Below are 19,016 nucleotides of genomic sequence, written 5' to 3'. Positions count from 1 at the left end.
ATTTTTTCATTGAGGCTTAGTTTTTCTAAGCCTTATTTTTAGGAGGAATTAATGAAACCCAAAATTTGTATTATTACGGGAAGCACGCTAGGCGGTGCAGAATATGTCGCAGAACATATTGCTGATGTGCTTGAGCAACAAGACTATGAAGTCCGATTAGAACACGGACCAAGTATTGAAGACGTTATCAATGAAAAATGTTGGTTAGTTGTCACTTCAACTCACGGCGCGGGCGAATTACCTGATAATATTAAGCCATTATTTGAAAAATTGGCTTTTCATTCAAAACCTTTAACAAGTTTACGATTTGCGGTGATCGGGTTAGGAAATTCTGACTATGACACTTTCTGTCATGCAGTAAATAAAGTTGAACAATTACTGTTAGCTAAAGAGGCTTTACAACTTTGTGATTCTTTAAGAATGGATATGTTACATATTAACGATCCTGAACAAACCGCAGAAGAATGGTTACCTCAATTCACCAATCAATTGTAGTTTTTTCCTCTATAAAAATGATATGCTAAGTTTTTTGCATATCATTTTTTATTCTCTTTTTGTTTGTCATTTAAGCACTCAAATATTGTTATAACTGTGGATAAGTCAGTTTAAAACTGTATAAAATCTGTTTTTATGCAATGAATAAAATTGATTTATTTTTATATTGTGGATAACTTTGCTTTTTTTACACAAGTTTTTTAACCTTAAAAAGAGAGATCTTAACAGGATAAAATAAGATCTAACTTATTCATTTTAAATAGGAAAAAGATCTTAATCACAGATTCTAATGATCTTAATAATAGCAATAATAAGATCTCTTTATATAAAAAGATCTTATTTTCATTAACGTATGATCCTTTTTTCAGATCCTAACTCATTCTAGATCATAAAATGTTTCTTTTAAGGATCTGTAAATTTCAGTAGAATAGCCAACCAGCAAAATAAAGGATCAAAAGATCGAAAAATACAAGATAAATTAGTAAAGGTTATTATGTTTTATACTGAAAATTATGATGTGATCGTGATTGGCGGAGGCCATGCAGGAACAGAAGCTGCACTTGCGCCAGCACGTATGGGACTAAAAACACTCCTTCTTACCCATAATATAGATACATTAGGTCAAATGTCTTGTAATCCTGCAATTGGTGGTATTGGTAAAGGTCATTTAGTCAGAGAAATTGATGCAATGGGTGGATTAATGGCAACAGCCGCTGACCAAGCAGGAATCCAATTTCGCACATTAAACAGCAGTAAAGGCCCAGCGGTCCGTGCGACACGAGCTCAAGCTGACCGTGTTTTATATCGTCAAGCAGTACGTATTGCTTTAGAAAATCAAGAAAACTTAGATATTTTCCAACAAGAAGTCACTGATATTATTTTAGAAGGGGATCGTGTTTCAGGTGTTGAAACCAAAATGGGTTTGAAATTCCGTGCAAAAGCTGCGATTTTAACTGCGGGTACATTCTTATCAGGTAAGATCCACATTGGTTTAGAAAACTATACAGGTGGTCGTGCAGGCGATCCTGCTTCTGTAATGCTTGCAGAACGTTTGCGCGATCTTAATTTACGAGTGGATCGTTTAAAAACAGGCACACCGCCACGTATTGATGCGAGAACCATTGATTTTTCTATCTTAGCAAAACAACACGGCGATGAAAAATTACCTGTATTTTCATTTATGGGATCAGTAGATCAACACCCTCGTCAAATTCCTTGTTTTATTACCCATACTAATGAACAAACGCACGAAGTGATCCGTAATAATTTGGATCGCAGTCCAATGTATGCAGGAATTATCGAAGGGATCGGTCCACGTTATTGCCCATCGATCGAAGATAAAGTTATGCGTTTCTCTGAACGCAATTCACATCAGATCTATCTTGAACCTGAGGGGTTAACTAGTAATGAGATCTATCCAAACGGGATCTCAACTAGTTTACCTTTTGATGTGCAGATGAAGATCGTGAATTCAATGAAAGGGATGGAAAAAGCACGTATTGTTAAACCAGGTTATGCAATTGAATATGATTATTTTGATCCACGCGATCTCAAACCAACCTTAGAAACTAAATCTATATCAGGTTTATTCTTTGCTGGTCAAATTAACGGGACAACTGGTTATGAAGAAGCCGCTGCACAAGGTTTGTTAGCAGGTATTAATGCTGGTTTATTTGTACAAGAAAAAGATGCTTGGTTCCCACGTCGTGATCAGGCTTATGTTGGTGTATTAGTCGATGATCTTTGTACTTTAGGTACAAGAGAGCCTTACCGAGTGTTCACTTCGCGTGCTGAATATCGCTTATTATTGCGTGAAGACAATGCAGATAGTCGTTTAACACCAATTGCACAGAAATTAGGTTTGATTAGTGAAGAGCGTTGGGCAAGATTTAATCAAAAAATGGAAAATATCGAATTAGAGCGTCAACGTTTACGTCAAATTTGGTTGCATCCACGTTCAGAACATTTGGAAGAAGCAAATCAAGTGCTAAGTAGCCCATTAGTCCGTGAAGCAAGTGGTGAAGACTTATTACGTCGTCCTGAAATTAATTATCAAATTTTGACCGCACTTACACCATTCCAACCTGCAATGGAAGATAAAGAAGCAGTTGAACAAGTGGAAATTGCGATTAAATACCAAGGTTATATTGAACATCAACAAGAAGAAATTGAGCGTCAAAAACGCCACGAAAATACCACAATTCCAGCAAATTTTGATTATTCAGTCGTTTCTGGTTTATCTAATGAAGTGCGTGCGAAATTAGAACAACATCGTCCAGTATCTATTGGGCAAGCTTCGCGTATTTCAGGCATTACCCCAGCTGCAATTTCAATTTTACTCGTCAACTTGAAAAAGCAGGGTATGTTAAAACGGGGTGAATAATGTCTAATCTTGAACAAAAATTAGTTGATAAGTTAGAAATTTTATTAAAACAAACCGCACTTTCGATAACCGATCAACAGAAAGTACAATTAGTAAAGTTGGTTTTACTCTTACATAAATGGAATAAAACTTATAACCTGACTTCAGTACGTGATCCAATGGATATGTTAGTTAAACATATCTTAGATAGCTTAGTTGTGAGTCCTCATTTACAAGGTAATCGTTTTATTGATGTGGGTACAGGACCTGGTTTGCCTGGATTACCTTTGGCAATCATTAATCCAGAAAAACATTTTGTACTGTTGGATAGTTTAGGTAAAAGAATAAGTTTTATTCGTAATGCATTACGTGAGTTAAGGATTATTAATGTTGAACCTGTACTGAGTCGTGTTGAGGACTATCAACCAAAACAATTATTTGATGGTGTATTAAGTCGAGCATTTGCTTCCTTAAAAGATATGACTGATTTGTGTCAACATTTACCAAATAAGCAAGGTTATTTTTATGCTTTAAAAGGAATTTACAATCAAGAAGAAGTTCTTCAATTAGACCCTAAATTCACAGTTGAAAAAGTAATAGAACTACAAGTACCAACCCTTGTAGGGGAAAGGCATTTAGTAATTGTTAAGTAAAATTTAAATAAATGTTTAAAAAATATAATTTTGTGATCAATTTCACATTTTTTGAATTTTAATCGAATTGAAACTAGCGTATAATCTGGCATAATTTTGTTTTGATTTAGCTATTTACCAAGAATAGCAGTATAGATAATGTCTAGAGTAATAGCCCAAGCAAAGAAAAAGTATAAAATTTCAATTATTGCTGAATGTTTTATTTTACTAATAACAGCATTAGTTTTAATGAGTTGGCAATGGCAAACGGCTATTTCTTTTTATCTTGGTGCGATGGCTATTTTCTTGCCATATTGTGTGTTTGTATTTTTAGTTTTTTTTAGAAAAAAACAACAGTTTTCTAATAAAATAACTTATTTTTATTATGGGGAAGGGATTAAATTCCTATTGACGATTGTTTGTATTATAGCAACATTTAAATTTTTTTCCTCAATGCAGCCAATAGCATTTTTTAGCGGTTATTTTATTGCGATTATATTGAATAACATTCTTCCATTTTTGGTTGATAAATACGTAAAAATATAGAATTTTCACAAAATATTATTAAAAGGAATAATCATGGCAGCAGAACTAACAACAGCTGGATATATTAGCCACCACTTATCGTTCCTTACAACAGGCGATTCTTTTTGGCATGTTCATTTAGATACACTTTTCTTCTCTCTTGTTTCAGGTATTATTTTTCTTTTTATTTTTTCACGTGTAGCAAAAAAAGCTACTTCTGATGTACCAAGTAAATTGCAATGTTTTGTTGAGATTATGGTTGATTGGGTTGATGGGATTGTAAAAGAAAATTTTCAAGGTCCACGTAGTACAATTGGTCCATTAGCATTAACTATTTTCTGCTGGGTATTCATTATGAATGCGATAGACTTAATCCCAGTTGATTTTTTACCACAGTTAGCGCATTTATTTGGTATTGAATATCTAAGAGCAGTACCTACAGCAGATATCAGCGGTACATTAGGTCTTTCTATTGGCGTATTCTTTTTAATTATTTTCTATACTATTAAATCGAAAGGTATGAGTGGTTTTGTAAAAGAATATACGCTTCATCCATTTAATCATCCATTGTTAATTCCAGTTAACTTAGCACTTGAATCAGTAACATTATTAGCAAAACCTGTTTCCTTAGCATTCCGTCTTTTCGGTAATATGTATGCAGGTGAGCTTATTTTTATTTTGATTGCTGTAATGTATATGGCAAATAATTTTGCTTTAAATTCAATGGGTGTTTTCATGCATTTAGTTTGGGCAATTTTCCATATCTTAGTTATTACACTGCAAGCATTTATTTTTATGATGTTAACAGTTGTTTATTTGAGTATGGGTTATAACAAAACTGAACACTAATTTTTTATAAACAAAACTGGACGTTAGGTCTAAATTTCAATCTTATGGAGAAAATTATGGAAACTGTAATTACTACAACGATCATCGCATCTGCAATTCTTCTTGCTGTTGCTGCATTAGGTACTGCATTAGGTTTTGCTATCTTAGGTGGTAAATTTTTAGAGTCATCAGCTCGTCAACCTGAGTTAGCTGGTAGCTTACAAATTAAAATGTTTATCGTTGCAGGCCTTCTAGATGCGATTTCAATGATTGCTGTAGGTATTGCATTGTTATTTATCTTCGCTAACCCATTCATCGAATTATTAAAATAATTGTTGGTTTGCAAATAACAGCAAATAATTACTCATATCGAGTAATCTAAACAATAATTATTAGGGAGGAGTGGTTGTGAATTTAAATGCAACACTGATTGGTCAACTTATTGCCTTTGCAATTTTCGTTACATTTTGTATGAAATTTGTTTGGCCACCAATTATTAAAGCGATTGAAGAGCGTCAGCGTGCAATAGCAAATGCACTTGCATCTGCTGAAGCAGCAAGAAAAGAACAAGCTGATACCAAGGCTTTAGTAGAGCAAGAAATAACAGATGCTAAAGTACGTGCTCAGCAGATCATTGATTTAGCGAATAAACGCCGTAATGAAATTTTAGAAGAAGTGAAAGCAGAGGCAGAAGCAGCTAAAGCTCAAATTATTGAACAAGGCTATGCGGAAGTGGCTGCTGAACGCAAACGTGTTCAAGAAGAATTACGCGTTAAAGTTGCATCACTTGCTATTGCTGGTGCTGAGAAAATTGTTGGTCGTACAGTTGATGAAGCGGCAAACAATGACATTATTGATAAATTAGTTGCAGAACTATAAGAAGGTTGGGCTTATGTCAGAATTAACTACAATAGCTCGCCCTTATGCCAAAGCAGCTTTTGATTTTGCAGTAGAGCAAAGTACGGTTGAAAAATGGGCAGAAATGTTAAAATTTTCATCTGAGTTAATTAAAGATGAAACAATGCAAACATTTTTGAATAGTTCATTTTCTTCTAATAAGCTTGCTGATACTGTTATATCAATTTGTGGCGACCAGCTTGATCAATATGGGCAAAATCTTATTCGGTTAATGGCTGAAAATAAGCGTTTAATTGTGCTTCCTGCGGTTTATCAAGAATTTCAACATTATGTTGAAGAACATCAAAAAATAGTAGAAGTTCAAGTCATATCAGCTCAACCATTAAATGTAGCGCAATCTGAAAAAATTGTCGCAGCAATGGAAAAAAGATTAGCTCGTAAAGTTAAATTAAATTGTAGCTTAGATAGCTCACTTATTGCTGGAGTTATTATTCGTACAGATGATTTTGTTATTGATGGCAGTAGTCGTGGGCAACTTGCTCGTCTAGCAAATGAGCTGCAATTATAAGAGGAATAAAAGATGCAACTAAATTCTACAGAAATTAGTGAATTGATTAAAAAACGCATTGCCCAATTTGATGTAGTGAGTGAAGCTCGTAATACTGGGACAATCGTTTCTGTGAGTGACGGTATTATCCGTATTCATGGTTTAAGTGAAGTAATGCAAGGTGAAATGATTGCATTACCAGGTAATCGTTATGCTATGGCACTTAATCTTGAAAGAGATTCTGTAGGTGCAGTAGTAATGGGACCTTATGCTGATTTAGCAGAAGGAATGGAAGTCCAATGTACAGGTCGTATTCTAGAGGTACCTGTCGGACGTGGTTTATTAGGTCGTGTAGTAAATACATTAGGTGAACCAATCGATGGTAAAGGTGAAATTGTTAATGATGGTTTTTCACCTGTTGAAGTCATTGCACCTGGTGTTATTGATCGTAAATCAGTTGATCAACCAGTTCAAACTGGCTATAAAGCAGTTGACTCAATGGTGCCAATAGGTCGTGGTCAACGTGAATTAATTATCGGTGACCGTCAAACAGGTAAAACAGCACTAGCGATTGATGCTATTATTAATCAACGTGATTCAGGTATCAAATGTATCTATGTCGCTATCGGTCAAAAAGCTTCAACAATAGCTAACGTAGTGCGTAAATTAGAAGAGCATGGTGCGTTACAAAATACTATTGTTGTCGTTGCTTCAGCATCTGAATCTGCAGCATTACAATACCTTGCACCATATTCTGGTTGTGCAATGGGTGAGTATTTCCGTGATCGTGGTGAAGATGCATTAATTGTCTATGATGATCTGTCAAAACAAGCGGTAGCTTATCGCCAAATTTCATTATTATTACGTAGACCGCCTGGTCGCGAAGCCTTCCCTGGTGATGTGTTCTATTTACACTCTCGTTTACTTGAACGTGCTTCACGTGTAAATGAAGAATATGTTGAACGTTTTACTCATGGTGAAGTGAAAGGAAAAACAGGTTCTTTAACCGCTCTTCCTATTATTGAAACTCAGGCTGGTGATGTTTCGGCATTCGTTCCAACAAACGTAATTTCGATTACTGATGGTCAGATTTTCTTAGAATCTAACTTATTTAACTCAGGTATTCGTCCAGCTGTAAACCCAGGTATTTCTGTATCTCGTGTAGGTGGTTCTGCACAAACTAAAGTAGTAAAAAAATTAGCTGGTGGTATTCGTACTGCGCTTGCTCAATATCGTGAATTAGCTGCTTTTGCTCAATTTGCTTCTGATCTTGATGATGCAACACGCAAACAATTGTCTCATGGTCAAAAAGTGACTGAATTATTGAAACAAAAACAATATTCTCCATTATCAGTAGCGCAGCAAGCATTAGTGTTATTTGCAGTGGAATTTGGTTATTTAGACGAAGTCGAGTTAGATCGTATTGGTTCATTTGAATCGGCTCTTTTAGAGTATGCTAACCATAACTATGCAGATTTTATGCGCGAATTAACCCAATCTGGTAATTACAATGATGAAATTAAAGAATCATTGACAAACATTTTGGATAGCTTCAAAGCAAATAGTGCATGGTAAGTTAACACTTTAATGGAGAGACAAGATGGCAGGTGCTAAAGAGATAAGAACCAAAATCGCGAGTGTAAAAAGTACACAAAAAATTACCAAAGCGATGGAAATGGTTGCTGCCTCAAAAATGCGTAAAACGCAAGAACGTATGTCTGCTTCACGTCCGTATTCTGTCGCAATACGTAATGTGATCAGTCATGTCTCCAAAGCCAGTATTGGTTACAAACATCCGTTTTTGATTGAACGTGAAATAAAAAAAGTTGGTATTTTAATTGTTTCTACTGATCGCGGTTTATGTGGCGGTTTAAATGTAAATTTATTTAAAACTGCAATGACCGAAATAAAAAAATGGAAAGAACAAAATATAGGTGTAGAACTAGGTTTAATTGGATCTAAAGGTATTAGTTTTTTCCAATCTATTGGTATGAAAGTGAGAGGTCAACTTTCAGGTATGGGAGATACACCATCAGTTGAAGAATTGCTTGGTGTTGCAAATGGTATGTTTAACGCCTATAAAGAAGGTGAGGTTGATGCGGTTTATATTGTTTACAATAAGTTTGTTAATACAATGTCGCAAAAACCAATTTTACAACAGCTTGTACCTTTACCTGAATTAGAAGATGATAAATTAGCTGAAAAACAACAGGCTTGGGAATATTTATATGAGCCTGATGCGAAAGTATTACTTGATTCGTTACTTATTCGCTATTTAGAGTCTCAAGTTTATCAAACGGTAGTAGAAAATTTGGCTTCTGAGCAGGCAGCTCGAATGGTAGCAATGAAAGCAGCAACTGATAATGCAGGTAATTTAATCAATGACTTACAGTTGGTGTATAACAAAGCTCGTCAGGCAAGTATTACAAATGAATTAAATGAAATTGTTGCTGGTGCAGCAGCAATTTAACAAATAGAGGATCGGTAATGGCAACTGGAAAAATTGTACAAATCATCGGTGCGGTTATTGACGTTGAATTCCCACAAGATGCAGTACCAAAAGTATATGATGCCTTAAATGTTGAAACAGGTTTAGTCCTTGAAGTTCAGCAACAATTGGGTGGTGGTATTGTTCGTTGTATCGCAATGGGATCATCTGATGGTTTAAAACGTGGTTTAACAGTAACCAACACGAATAGTCCAATTTCTGTACCTGTAGGGACAAAAACATTGGGCCGTATTATGAATGTATTAGGTGAACCAATTGATGAACAAGGTCCAATTGGTGCGGAAGAAAATTGGTCTATTCACCGTGCTCCACCAAGTTATGAAGAACAATCTAATAGTACAGAACTTTTGGAAACGGGTATTAAAGTTATTGACTTAGTATGTCCATTTGCAAAAGGTGGTAAAGTTGGCCTATTCGGTGGTGCTGGTGTAGGTAAAACTGTTAATATGATGGAATTAATTCGTAACATCGCGATTGAACATTCAGGTTATTCTGTTTTTGCTGGGGTAGGTGAGCGTACACGTGAAGGTAACGATTTCTATCATGAAATGAAAGATTCTAATGTATTAGATAAAGTTTCTCTTGTTTATGGGCAAATGAATGAGCCACCAGGTAACCGTTTACGTGTAGCGTTGACAGGTTTAACTATGGCAGAAAAATTCCGTGACGAGGGTAGAGATGTATTATTTTTCGTAGATAATATTTATCGTTATACCCTTGCAGGTACTGAGGTATCAGCATTATTAGGTCGTATGCCATCTGCGGTAGGTTACCAACCAACTTTAGCAGAAGAAATGGGTGTGCTTCAAGAACGTATTACTTCGACCAAAACAGGTTCTATTACCTCTGTTCAAGCGGTTTATGTACCAGCTGATGACTTAACTGATCCGTCTCCAGCAACAACATTTGCGCACTTAGACTCAACAGTCGTATTAAGTCGTCAAATTGCATCATTAGGTATTTATCCTGCAGTTGACCCGTTAGAATCAACTTCTCGTCAATTGGATCCATTAGTTGTTGGTGAAGAACATTACAATGTAGCTCGTGGTGTTCAAACAACATTACAACGCTATAAGGAATTGAAAGATATCATTGCAATTCTTGGTATGGATGAATTATCAGAAGATGATAAATTAGTAGTGGCACGTGCACGTAAGATCGAACGTTTCTTATCACAACCGTTCTTCGTAGCGGAAGTATTTAACGGTACGCCAGGTAAATACGTTCCATTGAAAGAAACAATTCGTGGCTTTAAAGGTATTTTAGAGGGTGAATATGACCATATTCCAGAACAAGCGTTCTATATGGCAGGCACCATTGATGAAGTATTAGAAAAAGCAGCAAAATTATAATTGCTTCTGAAAGCAACTAACCAGGCTTGAAGGAGAAAACATGTCAGTATTTAATTTAACTGTAGTTAGTGCGGAACAACAAATATTTTCTGGTCTAGTAAAGAGTATTCAGGCAACGGGTATTGAAGGTGAACTTGGTATTTTGGCAGGTCATACCCCATTACTTACTGCAATTAAGCCTGGTATTGTTAAACTTACTCTTGAAGATGGTAAAGAAGAAGTTGTTTATGTTTCAGGTGGTTTTTTAGAAGTTCAGCCAAATATTGTTACTGTATTAGCTGATACAGCAATTCGAGGCGATGAACTTGATGGTGATCGTATTTTAGCTGCGAAAAAACGTGCAGAAGAAAATATTCGTTCTCGTCATGGTGATGCAAATTATGAAATGTTGGCATCTAAACTATCTAAAGAATTGGCGAAACTACGTGCTTATGAATTGACAGAAAAATTAGTAAAAAATAAACGCTAATTAAATCAAACATTGAAAAATAAAAGACCACCTATTTGTGGTCTTTTATTTTTTATATCTATTTTCCTTTTTTTACCCAATATTTAAAAGGAGTTGTTTCTACTTCACTTTTTAATAAAGTATGTTCCATAAATTGGCAAAAACTTGGAATATCCCTTGTTGTTGCTGGATCATCTGCAATTAATAGTAATACATCTCCATTTTCTAAATAGCGTATATGTTTTCTTATTAACATGACAGGTTCTGGACAGCGTAATCCTAAAGTGTCTAATGTTTGAGTAACAGTAATTTCATTCATGAATTTTATCGTTTGTTGAATAAACTTAAGCGGTATAATACATCAAACTCAGGTAGCCTAAAAGTTTAATAAATTGAATGATTGAATATAACATTCCAAAAAGTGCGGTTGTTTTTGAGGAAGAAATAAAAAAAAGCCGCTTTATTACTTATTTACGTCATACTGAAGGTATTGCTGAAGCAAAAATATTTTGGCAAGAGATTAAAGAACTACATCCTAATGCTCGTCATCATTGTTGGGCAACAGTAGCCGGTTCACCAATAGATTCGCAACAATTTGGTTTTTCTGATGATGGTGAGCCAGCTGGTACAGCAGGAAAACCAATGTTATCAGTATTGCAAGGAAGTGATATCGGTGAGATAAGTGCTGTTATTGTACGTTATTATGGTGGTGTCCTATTAGGAACTGGTGGATTAGTAAGAGCTTATAGTAACGGTGTTCAACAAGCATTACTAAACTTAGAAACAACATTAAAAGTACAGTATAAAAATTATAAATTAAGGTCTGATTACACGCAGATTAATTGGTTGAAATTATTGTTTGAAAAATATGAAATATTAGTAATTGGTCAAATGTATAGCGAAAAGGTAGATTTTGAGCTAGGTATTAGAGATGATAAACTAAATATCTTTGAACAAGAAATAATAGAACGTTCAAGTGGACAACTACAATTAAAAAGAGAGTAATTTGTGCGAATATTATCGATTATCCGAATTATCGGTATCCTAGTTATGTGTTTTTCTATCACTATGTTAGCGCCTGCTTTTGTTGCATTATTATATGGCGATGGTGGTGGTAAAGCATTTGTACAAACTTTTGTAATGAGTTCAATTGTAGGTTTATCATTGTGGTGGTCTTGTCATCATCATAAGGAGGAATTACGTTCTCGTGATGGTTTTTTCATTGTTGTCGCTTTTTGGATTGTATTAGGTAGCCTCGGTGCTATACCTTTTATGCTTTTCGAAAAGCCAGAACTTAGTTTATCTGGCGCTTTTTTTGAATCTTTTTCTGGTTTAACAACAACTGGAGCGACAAACATTACTGGATTAGATAATTTACCTAAAGCAATTCTATTTTATCGTCAGTTATTACAATGGATGGGTGGTATGGGAATCATTGTATTAGCTGTTGCAATTATTCCTCTCTTAGGGATAGGAGGAATGCAATTATATCGTGCTGAAATGTCAGGTCCATTGAAAGATCAAAAAATGCGTCCACGTATAGCAGAGACTGCAAAAATTTTATGGTTTATCTATACATCACTTACCATTTTTTGTGCATTTGCCTATTGGTTAGCAGGTATGTCAATTTTTGATGCAATTAGTCATAGTTTTTCAACAGTATCTATCGGTGGCTTCTCTACTCATGATGCAAGTATGGGGTATTTTAATAATAGTATAATTAATATTATTACCATTGTGTTTTTGCTTATTTCTGCTTGTAATTATGCATTGCATTTTGCTGCATTTTCAGAATTGAAACGTGGTAAATCGCTTAGAATATATTTACGTGATCCTGAATTTAAATTTTTTATGAGTTTTCAAATCGTACTTATTGTGATTTGTTTTCTTTTTCTTTGGTGGAGTGGTCATGAAAATAGCTTAGAGGAGGCTGCTTTTCAAGCAGTATCTATTTCTACTACAACGGGTTATACAACGACAGATTTTACTCATTGGCCTTCTTTTATACCTATACTTTTACTTTTTTCTTCTTTTGTAGGGGGATGCGCTGGATCGACAGGAGGCGGTTTAAAAGCAGTAAGAATTTTAATTTTATCATTACAATGGAATCGAGAAATTAAGCGTTTTGTACATCCAAACTTAGTTTATCCAATTAAATTAGGACGCAATATTGTACCTGAACGAGTTTTAGAAGGGATTTGGGCATTTTTTTCTGCTTATGCTCTTGTGTTTGTGCTCTGTTTATTTGGTGTAATTGCTTGTGGAGTTGATATTTTTAATGCTTTCAATGCAGTTGTTGCTTGCTTAAATAATTTAGGACCGGGTTTAGGGCAAGTTAGTAGTAATTTTGTTAGTATCCCAGATAATGCTAAGTGGATACTGACTTTCGCCATGATTTGTGGGCGATTAGAGATTTTTTCATTACTTGTTTTATTTAGCCCAGCATTTTGGAAAGAATAATGAAAACATTAATTTTATATTCAAGTCATGATGGACAGACTAAAAAAATCGCCGAATATATTGCCGCCCATTTACAAGGTGAAGTAAGAGTTAAAGCATTAACAGAAAATATACAAATAGAAAGTTTTGATAATATTATTATTGGAGCCTCAATACGTTATGGCCATTTTAATTCAATCTTGAGTAATTTTATTCAAAAATCAACCGCGCTTTTAAACAAAAAAAGAACAGCTTTTTTTGGTGTAAACTTAACGGCACGTAAGAAAGGAAAAGATACTCCAGAAACGAATGTTTATGTGAGAAAGTTTTTTTTACGTAATCAATGGCAACCGACTTTAAAAGCTGTATTTGCTGGTGCATTATTTTATCCTCGTTATAATTTTTTTGATCGAATAATGATTCAGTTTATTATGAAAATTACAGGTGGTGAAACTGATACAACAAAAGAAATTGAATATACTGATTGGGATAAAGTGAGACTGTTTGCAGAGCAATTCAATATGATGAAATAATTGACCTAGTGATTAGTCTCGCAAAAATATAATAAATTAGTTAATAGAGAAATAAATAGTCAATAACATTGCTTAAAAAAATAGCAGTTGTGTTTAAATTTCATATCTTTAACAAAAAAGGACTTGCCAGAGAAAAATAAAAGCCTATAATGCACGACCGCAAAGCAAGGAAGGCAATGAATAGTGAAAGGTAGTTGTTTTTAGGAAAAATTTCTAATATTTCTACTTAAAATTGCTTGACAGTGAATCTGTAATTTATTATTATTTTCAGCCTTGCTTAAATGCAACGTTCTTTAACAATTTATCAGACAATCTGTGTGGGCACTTGTTGATTGATTTCATTTTGAAAAAAATTTTAATTATTGAAGTCTTAATAGGTGCTTATAACTGAAAATTCATACTGATTTAATATTAAGAGCTTAATATTAAATAGAAGTGTAAACTTTAGCTAAGCAGTTTATTGAGCGATTGAACTTTGAATTGAAGAGTTTGATCATGGCTCAGATTGAACGCTGGCGGCAGGCTTAACACATGCAAGTCGAACGGTAGCAGGAAGAAAGCTTGCTTTTTTTGCTGACGAGTGGCGGACGGGTGAGTAATGCTTGGGAATCTGGCTTATGGAGGGGGATAACTGTGGGAAACTGCAGCTAATACCGCGTATAATCGAGAGATGAAAGGGTGGGACCGTAAGGCCACTTGCCATAAGATGAGCCCAAGTGGGATTAGGTAGTTGGTGGGGTAAAGGCCTACCAAGCCTGCGATCTCTAGCTGGTCTGAGAGGATGGCCAGCCACACTGGGACTGAGACACGGCCCAGACTCCTACGGGAGGCAGCAGTGGGGAATATTGCGCAATGGGGGGAACCCTGACGCAGCCATGCCGCGTGAATGAAGAAGGCCTTCGGGTTGTAAAGTTCTTTCGGTGATGAGGAAGGGGTATTATTGAATAGATAATATCATTGACGTTAATTACAGAAGAAGCACCGGCTAACTCCGTGCCAGCAGCCGCGGTAATACGGAGGGTGCGAGCGTTAATCGGAATAACTGGGCGTAAAGGGCACGCAGGCGGACTTTTAAGTGAGATGTGAAATCCCCGAGCTTAACTTGGGAACTGCATTTCAGACTGGGAGTCTAGAGTACTTTAGGGAGGGGTAGAATTCCACGTGTAGCGGTGAAATGCGTAGAGATGTGGAGGAATACCGAAGGCGAAGGCAGCCCCTTGGGAATGTACTGACGCTCATGTGCGAAAGCGTGGGGAGCAAACAGGATTAGATACCCTGGTAGTCCACGCTGTAAACGCTGTCGATTTGGGGATTGGACTTTATGTTTGGTGCCCGAAGCTAACGTGATAAATCGACCGCCTGGGGAGTACGGCCGCAAGGTTAAAACTCAAATGAATTGACGGGGGCCCGCACAAGCGGTGGAGCATGTGGTTTAATTCGATGCAACGCGAAGAACCTTACCTACTCTTGACATCCTAAGAAGAGCTCAGAGATGAGCTTGTGCCTTCGGGAACTTAGAGACAGGTGCTGCATGGCTGTCGTCAGCTCGTGTTGTGAAATGTTGGGTTAAGTCCCGCAACGAGCGCAACCCTTATCCTTTGTTGCCAGCGATTTGGTCGGGAACTCAAAGGAGACTGCCAGTGACAAACTGGAGGAAGGTGGGGATGACGTCAAGTCATCATGGCCCTTACGAGTAGGGCTACACACGTGCTACAATGGTGCATACAGAGGGCGGCGAGACGGCGACGTTGAGCGAATCTCAGAAAGTGCATCTAAGTCCGGATTGGAGTCTGCAACTCGACTCCATGAAGTCGGAATCGCTAGTAATCGCAAATCAGAATGTTGCGGTGAATACGTTCCCGGGCCTTGTACACACCGCCCGTCACACCATGGGAGTGGGTTGTACCAGAAGTGGATAGCTTAACGGAAACGAGGGCGTTCACCACGGTATGATTCATGACTGGGGTGAAGTCGTAACAAGGTAACCGTAGGGGAACCTGCGGTTGGATCACCTCCTTACCTAAAATGGGACGACAGCAAGTGTTCACACAGATTGTTTGATGAATTGTGTAAAAAGAAGGTAAAGGTTATCAAGATAAAATTGATAAGTAATGGCAAAGCGGAAAGCATCTTTAAATGTTGTCCCCATCGTCTAGAGGCCTAGGACATCGCCCTTTCACGGCGGTAACCGGGGTTCGAATCCCCGTGGGGACGCCATCTGAAGATGATTTTTATTGTCTATTAGTTCTTTAAAAAATTGGAAACAAGCTGAAAAACTGAAGAGACTTTCAAGTTTATTGCTTTGTATTTAGAAGTAAGTAATGTAAATATAAAGTGATGAATAACATGAAGTCTGAGTAGAAAAAATCTTGACTGAGAAAAGGCAGTCAAGTGTTTAGTAGTTAATAGCAACATTAAGTATAGAAAAGTACTTGAGGTTGTATAGTTAAGTGACTAAGCGTACACGGTGGATGCCTAGGCAATCAGAGGCGAAGAAGGACGTGCTAATCTGCGAAAAGCTTGGATGAGTTGATAAGAAGCGTTTAATCCAAGATGTCCGAATGGGGAAACCCAGTAGATGAAGAATCTACTATCATTATCTGAATAAATAGGATAATGAGGCGAACCGGGAGAACTGAAACATCTAAGTACCCCGAGGAAAAGAAATCAACCGAGATTCTGTAAGTAGCGGCGAGCGAAAGCGGAGGAGCCAGTAAGTGATAACAACAGAGACAGAGGAATTGGCTGGGAAGCCAAATCACAGAGGGTGATAATCCCGTACTCGAAGTCCAGGTTGTGGTACTAAGTTTACGATAAGTAAGGCGGGACACGAGAAATCCTGTTTGAAGATGGGGGGACCATCCTCCAAGGCTAAATACTCCTGATTGACCGATAGTGAACCAGTACTGTGAAGGAAAGGCGAAAAGAACCCCTGTGAGGGGAGTGAAATAGAACCTGAAACCGTGTACGTACAAGCAGTGGGAGCCCGAAAGGGTGACTGCGTACCTTTTGTATAATGGGTCAGCGACTTATATTTTGTAGCGAGGTTAACTGAATAAGGGAGCCGAAGGGAAACCGAGTCTTAACTGGGCGTTTTAGTTGCAAGGTATAGACCCGAAACCCGGTGATCTAGCCATGGGCAGGTTGAAGGTTGGGTAACACTAACTGGAGGACCGAACCGACTAATGTTGAAAAATTAGCGGATGACTTGTGGCTGGGGGTGAAAGGCCAATCAAACCGGGAGATAGCTGGTTCTCCCCGAAATCTATTTAGGTAGAGCCTTGAGCGGACACCTTCGGGGGTAGAGCACTGTTTCGGCTAGGGGTCCATCCCGGATTACCAACCCGATGCAAACTGCGAATACCGAAGAGTGATACTCAGGAGACACACGGCGGGTGCTAACGTTCGTCGTGGAGAGGGAAACAACCCAGACCGCCAGCTAAGGTCCCAAAGTCTATATTAAGTGGGAAACGAAGTGGGAAGGCTTAGACAGCTAGGATGTTGGCTTAGAAGCAGCCATCATTTAAAGAAAGCGTAATAGCTCACTAGTCGAGTCGGCCTGCGCGGAAGATGTAACGGGGCTAAATATAGCACCGAAGCTGCGGCATCAGAATTTTATTCTGTTGGGTAGGGGAGCGTTGTGTAAGCGGATGAAGGTGAATCGAGAGGTTTGCTGGACGTATCACAAGTGCGAATGCTGACATAAGTAACGATAAAACGAGTGAAAAACTCGTTCGCCGGAAGACCAAGGGTTCCTGTCCAACGTTAATCGGGGCAGGGTGAGTCGGCCCCTAAGGCGAGGCTGAAAAGCGTAGTCGATGGGAAACGGGTTAATATTCCCGTACTTGGATAAACTGCGATGTGGGGACGGAGAAGGTTAGGTTATCGACCTGTTGGATGGTCGTTTAAGGTGGTAGGTGGAGAGATTAGGCAAATCCGGTCTCTTATACAACACTGAGAGCTGATGACGAGGTGCTACGGCACTGAAGTAACTGATACCACACTTCCAGGAAAAGCCACTAAGCTTCAGGTTTATCTAAACCGTACTGAAAACCGACACAGGTGGTCAGGTAGAGAATACTCAGGCGCTTGAGAGAACTCGGGTGAAGGAACTAGGCAAAATAGCACCGTAACTTCGGGAGAAGGTGCGCCGGCGTAGATTGTAAATCCTCGCGATTGAAGGTTGAACCGGTCGAAGATACCAGCTGGCTGCAACTGTTTATTAAAAACACAGCACTCTGCAAACACGAAAGTGGACGTATAGGGTGTGATGCCTGCCCGGTGCTGGAAGGTTAATTGATGGTGTTATCGAAAGAGAAGCTCCTGATCGAAGCCCCAGTAAACGGCGGCCGTAACTATAACGGTCCTAAGGTAGCGAAATTCCTTGTCGGGTAAGTTCCGACCTGCACGAATGGCATAATGATGGCCAGGCTGTCTCCACCCGAGACTCAGTGAAATTGAAATCGCCGTGAAGATGCGGTGTACCCGCGGCTAGACGGAAAGACCCCGTGAACCTTTACTATAGCTTGACACTGAACATTGAATTTTGATGTGTAGGATAGGTGGGAGCCTTTGAAGATGACACGCCAGTGTTGTTGGAGGCGTCCTTGAAATACCACCCTTTAACGTTTGATGTTCTAACGAAGTGCCTGAAACGGGTACTCGGACAGTGTCTGGTGGGTAGTTTGACTGGGGCGGTCTCCTCCCAAAGCGTAACGGAGGAGCACGAAGGTTTGCTAATGACGGTCGGACATCGTCAGGTTAGTGCAATGGTATAAGCAAGCTTAACTGCGAGACAGACAAGTCGAGCAGGTGCGAAAGCAGGTCATAGTGATCCGGTGGTTCTGAATGGAAGGGCCATCGCTCAACGGATAAAAGGTACTCCGGGGATAACAGGCTGATACCGCCCAAGAGTTCATATCGACGGCGGTGTTTGGCACCTCGATGTCGGCTCATCACATCCTGGGGCTGAAGTAGGTCCCAAGGGTATGGCTGTTCGCCATTTAAAGTGGTACGCGAGCTGGGTTTAGAACGTCGTGAGACAGTTCGGTCCCTATCTGCCGTGGGCGTTGGATGATTGAAAGGGGCTGCTCCTAGTACGAGAGGACCGGAGTGGACGCATCACTGGTGTTCCAGTTGTCTCGCCAGAGGCATTGCTGGGTAGCTAAATGCGGAAGAGATAAGTGCTGAAAGCATCTAAGCACGAAACTTGCCTTAAGATGAGTCATCCCTGACTTAGAGTCAGTAAGGGTTGTTGTAGACTACGACGTAGATAGGTCTGGTGTGTAAGCGTTGCGAGACGTTGAGCTAACAGATACTAATTGCCCGAGAGGCTTAACTATACAACGCTCAAGTATTTTTAATACAAGACGACATGTTTCTGACTGTAGGGGTTGGAGAGAAAGGATAGTAGTTCAGCTTGTTGACAATTGAGAATCTTATACTGTACTGGATGAGGGTAGAGTATGAAGATGTGAAGAACGAGATG

General features: G+C 38.3%; 16 protein-coding genes, 1 tRNA gene and 2 rRNA genes. 18 read left to right on the top strand and 1 reads right to left on the bottom strand.

Features of this window, described 5'->3' with window-relative positions:
• Window positions 1-51 precede the first annotated feature (51 nt).
• From mioC to DYE19_RS08990, 12 genes are all read left to right on the top strand, one after another.
• Complete coding sequence (gene mioC, locus DYE19_RS09045) at window positions 52-495, top strand: FMN-binding protein MioC (protein ID WP_115323318.1); 444 nt, start codon at window positions 52-54, stop codon at window positions 493-495.
• A 493-nt stretch (window positions 496-988) separates the two neighbouring features.
• Window positions 989-2,878: a tRNA uridine-5-carboxymethylaminomethyl(34) synthesis enzyme MnmG gene (gene mnmG / locus DYE19_RS09040; RefSeq protein ID WP_115323317.1), complete on the top strand. Its 1,890-nt coding sequence runs from the start codon at window positions 989-991 to the stop codon at window positions 2,876-2,878.
• Entirely contained in the window at window positions 2,878-3,510 is a 633-nt protein-coding gene (rsmG, locus tag DYE19_RS09035) for a 16S rRNA (guanine(527)-N(7))-methyltransferase RsmG (protein WP_115323316.1), read from the top strand. The genes mnmG and rsmG overlap by 1 nt, the downstream gene beginning before the upstream one ends.
• A gap of 138 nt (window positions 3,511-3,648) precedes the next feature.
• Window positions 3,649-4,035, top strand: coding sequence for an ATP synthase subunit I (locus DYE19_RS09030; protein WP_049214364.1), 387 nt, complete (start codon window positions 3,649-3,651; stop codon window positions 4,033-4,035).
• A 33-nt stretch (window positions 4,036-4,068) separates the two neighbouring features.
• Window positions 4,069-4,863 (top strand): F0F1 ATP synthase subunit A, encoded by a 795-nt coding sequence (gene atpB, locus DYE19_RS09025; RefSeq protein WP_115323315.1) that lies wholly within the window; start codon window positions 4,069-4,071, stop codon window positions 4,861-4,863.
• Between the two features lie 56 nt (window positions 4,864-4,919).
• Window positions 4,920-5,174, top strand: coding sequence for a F0F1 ATP synthase subunit C (gene atpE / locus DYE19_RS09020; RefSeq protein ID WP_049214366.1), 255 nt, complete (start codon window positions 4,920-4,922; stop codon window positions 5,172-5,174).
• Window positions 5,175-5,250: 76 nt separating this feature from the next.
• Window positions 5,251-5,721 carry a F0F1 ATP synthase subunit B gene (gene atpF, locus DYE19_RS09015; protein ID WP_115323314.1) on the top strand — a complete coding sequence of 157 codons (471 nt, stop codon included), beginning with the start codon at window positions 5,251-5,253 and terminating at the stop codon, window positions 5,719-5,721.
• Between the two features lie 13 nt (window positions 5,722-5,734).
• Window positions 5,735-6,268 carry a F0F1 ATP synthase subunit delta gene (atpH, locus tag DYE19_RS09010; RefSeq protein WP_115323313.1) on the top strand — a complete coding sequence of 178 codons (534 nt, stop codon included), beginning with the start codon at window positions 5,735-5,737 and terminating at the stop codon, window positions 6,266-6,268.
• A gap of 12 nt (window positions 6,269-6,280) precedes the next feature.
• Complete coding sequence (atpA, locus tag DYE19_RS09005) at window positions 6,281-7,822, top strand: F0F1 ATP synthase subunit alpha (RefSeq protein WP_049214369.1); 1,542 nt, start codon at window positions 6,281-6,283, stop codon at window positions 7,820-7,822.
• 25 nt (window positions 7,823-7,847) lie between these two features.
• Window positions 7,848-8,717: a F0F1 ATP synthase subunit gamma gene (atpG, locus tag DYE19_RS09000; RefSeq protein WP_049214370.1), complete on the top strand. Its 870-nt coding sequence runs from the start codon at window positions 7,848-7,850 to the stop codon at window positions 8,715-8,717.
• Window positions 8,718-8,734: 17 nt separating this feature from the next.
• Window positions 8,735-10,108: a F0F1 ATP synthase subunit beta gene (gene atpD, locus DYE19_RS08995; RefSeq protein WP_049214371.1), complete on the top strand. Its 1,374-nt coding sequence runs from the start codon at window positions 8,735-8,737 to the stop codon at window positions 10,106-10,108.
• Window positions 10,109-10,148: 40 nt separating this feature from the next.
• Entirely contained in the window at window positions 10,149-10,577 is a 429-nt protein-coding gene (locus DYE19_RS08990) for a F0F1 ATP synthase subunit epsilon (protein WP_049214372.1), read from the top strand.
• A 58-nt stretch (window positions 10,578-10,635) separates the two neighbouring features.
• On the opposite strand, the gene tusA is transcribed toward DYE19_RS08990, so the two are convergent.
• Window positions 10,636-10,875 carry a sulfurtransferase TusA gene (gene tusA / locus DYE19_RS08985; RefSeq protein ID WP_115323312.1) on the bottom strand — a complete coding sequence of 80 codons (240 nt, stop codon included), beginning with the start codon at window positions 10,873-10,875 and terminating at the stop codon, window positions 10,636-10,638.
• A gap of 77 nt (window positions 10,876-10,952) precedes the next feature.
• On the opposite strand from tusA, the gene DYE19_RS08980 reads away from it, so the two are divergent.
• From DYE19_RS08980 to DYE19_RS08955, 6 genes are all read left to right on the top strand, one after another.
• Complete coding sequence (locus DYE19_RS08980; protein WP_115323311.1) at window positions 10,953-11,561, top strand: YigZ family protein; 609 nt, start codon at window positions 10,953-10,955, stop codon at window positions 11,559-11,561.
• Between the two features lie 3 nt (window positions 11,562-11,564).
• Entirely contained in the window at window positions 11,565-13,016 is a 1,452-nt protein-coding gene (locus tag DYE19_RS08975) for a TrkH family potassium uptake protein (RefSeq protein WP_115323310.1), read from the top strand.
• Window positions 13,016-13,528, top strand: coding sequence for a menaquinone-dependent protoporphyrinogen IX dehydrogenase (gene hemG, locus DYE19_RS08970; RefSeq protein ID WP_049214376.1), 513 nt, complete (start codon window positions 13,016-13,018; stop codon window positions 13,526-13,528). Before DYE19_RS08975 ends, hemG begins: the two co-directional genes overlap by 1 nt.
• 477 nt (window positions 13,529-14,005) lie before the next feature.
• Window positions 14,006-15,547 (top strand): 16S ribosomal RNA (locus DYE19_RS08965).
• A gap of 122 nt (window positions 15,548-15,669) precedes the next feature.
• Window positions 15,670-15,745: transfer RNA gene (locus DYE19_RS08960), tRNA-Glu, on the top strand.
• 227 nt (window positions 15,746-15,972) lie between these two features.
• Window positions 15,973-18,870, top strand: a 23S ribosomal RNA gene (locus tag DYE19_RS08955).
• The 16S and 23S rRNA genes sit together here with 1 tRNA gene alongside, the layout of an rRNA operon.
• Window positions 18,871-19,016 lie beyond the last annotated feature (146 nt).

The organism is Pasteurella canis (genome assembly GCF_900454865.1).
Classification (GTDB): Bacteria; Pseudomonadota; Gammaproteobacteria; order Enterobacterales; family Pasteurellaceae; genus Pasteurella; species Pasteurella canis.
Note: the sequence above shows the minus strand (reverse complement) of the source record. Positions and strands in the feature narration are given on the sequence as shown.

Bases quoted from the DNA above. Each gene is read 5' to 3' on its own strand.
- DYE19_RS08990 (WP_049214372.1), top strand. From the start codon at position 10,149: ATGTCAGTATTTAATTTAACTGTAGTTAGTGCGGAACAACAAATATTT.
- atpG (WP_049214370.1), top strand. From the start codon at position 7,848: ATGGCAGGTGCTAAAGAGATAAGAACCAAAATCGCGAGTGTAAAAAGT.
- mnmG (WP_115323317.1), top strand. From the start codon at position 989: ATGTTTTATACTGAAAATTATGATGTGATCGTGATTGGCGGAGGCCAT.
- mioC (WP_115323318.1), top strand. From the start codon at position 52: ATGAAACCCAAAATTTGTATTATTACGGGAAGCACGCTAGGCGGTGCA.
- rsmG (WP_115323316.1), top strand. From the start codon at position 2,878: ATGTCTAATCTTGAACAAAAATTAGTTGATAAGTTAGAAATTTTATTA.
- atpA (WP_049214369.1), top strand. From the start codon at position 6,281: ATGCAACTAAATTCTACAGAAATTAGTGAATTGATTAAAAAACGCATT.
- atpE (WP_049214366.1), top strand. From the start codon at position 4,920: ATGGAAACTGTAATTACTACAACGATCATCGCATCTGCAATTCTTCTT.
- atpH (WP_115323313.1), top strand. From the start codon at position 5,735: ATGTCAGAATTAACTACAATAGCTCGCCCTTATGCCAAAGCAGCTTTT.
- atpD (WP_049214371.1), top strand. From the start codon at position 8,735: ATGGCAACTGGAAAAATTGTACAAATCATCGGTGCGGTTATTGACGTT.
- DYE19_RS08980 (WP_115323311.1), top strand. From the start codon at position 10,953: ATGATTGAATATAACATTCCAAAAAGTGCGGTTGTTTTTGAGGAAGAA.
- atpB (WP_115323315.1), top strand. From the start codon at position 4,069: ATGGCAGCAGAACTAACAACAGCTGGATATATTAGCCACCACTTATCG.
- tusA (WP_115323312.1), bottom strand. From the start codon at position 10,875: ATGAATGAAATTACTGTTACTCAAACATTAGACACTTTAGGATTACGC.
- hemG (WP_049214376.1), top strand. From the start codon at position 13,016: ATGAAAACATTAATTTTATATTCAAGTCATGATGGACAGACTAAAAAA.
- DYE19_RS09030 (WP_049214364.1), top strand. From the start codon at position 3,649: ATGTCTAGAGTAATAGCCCAAGCAAAGAAAAAGTATAAAATTTCAATT.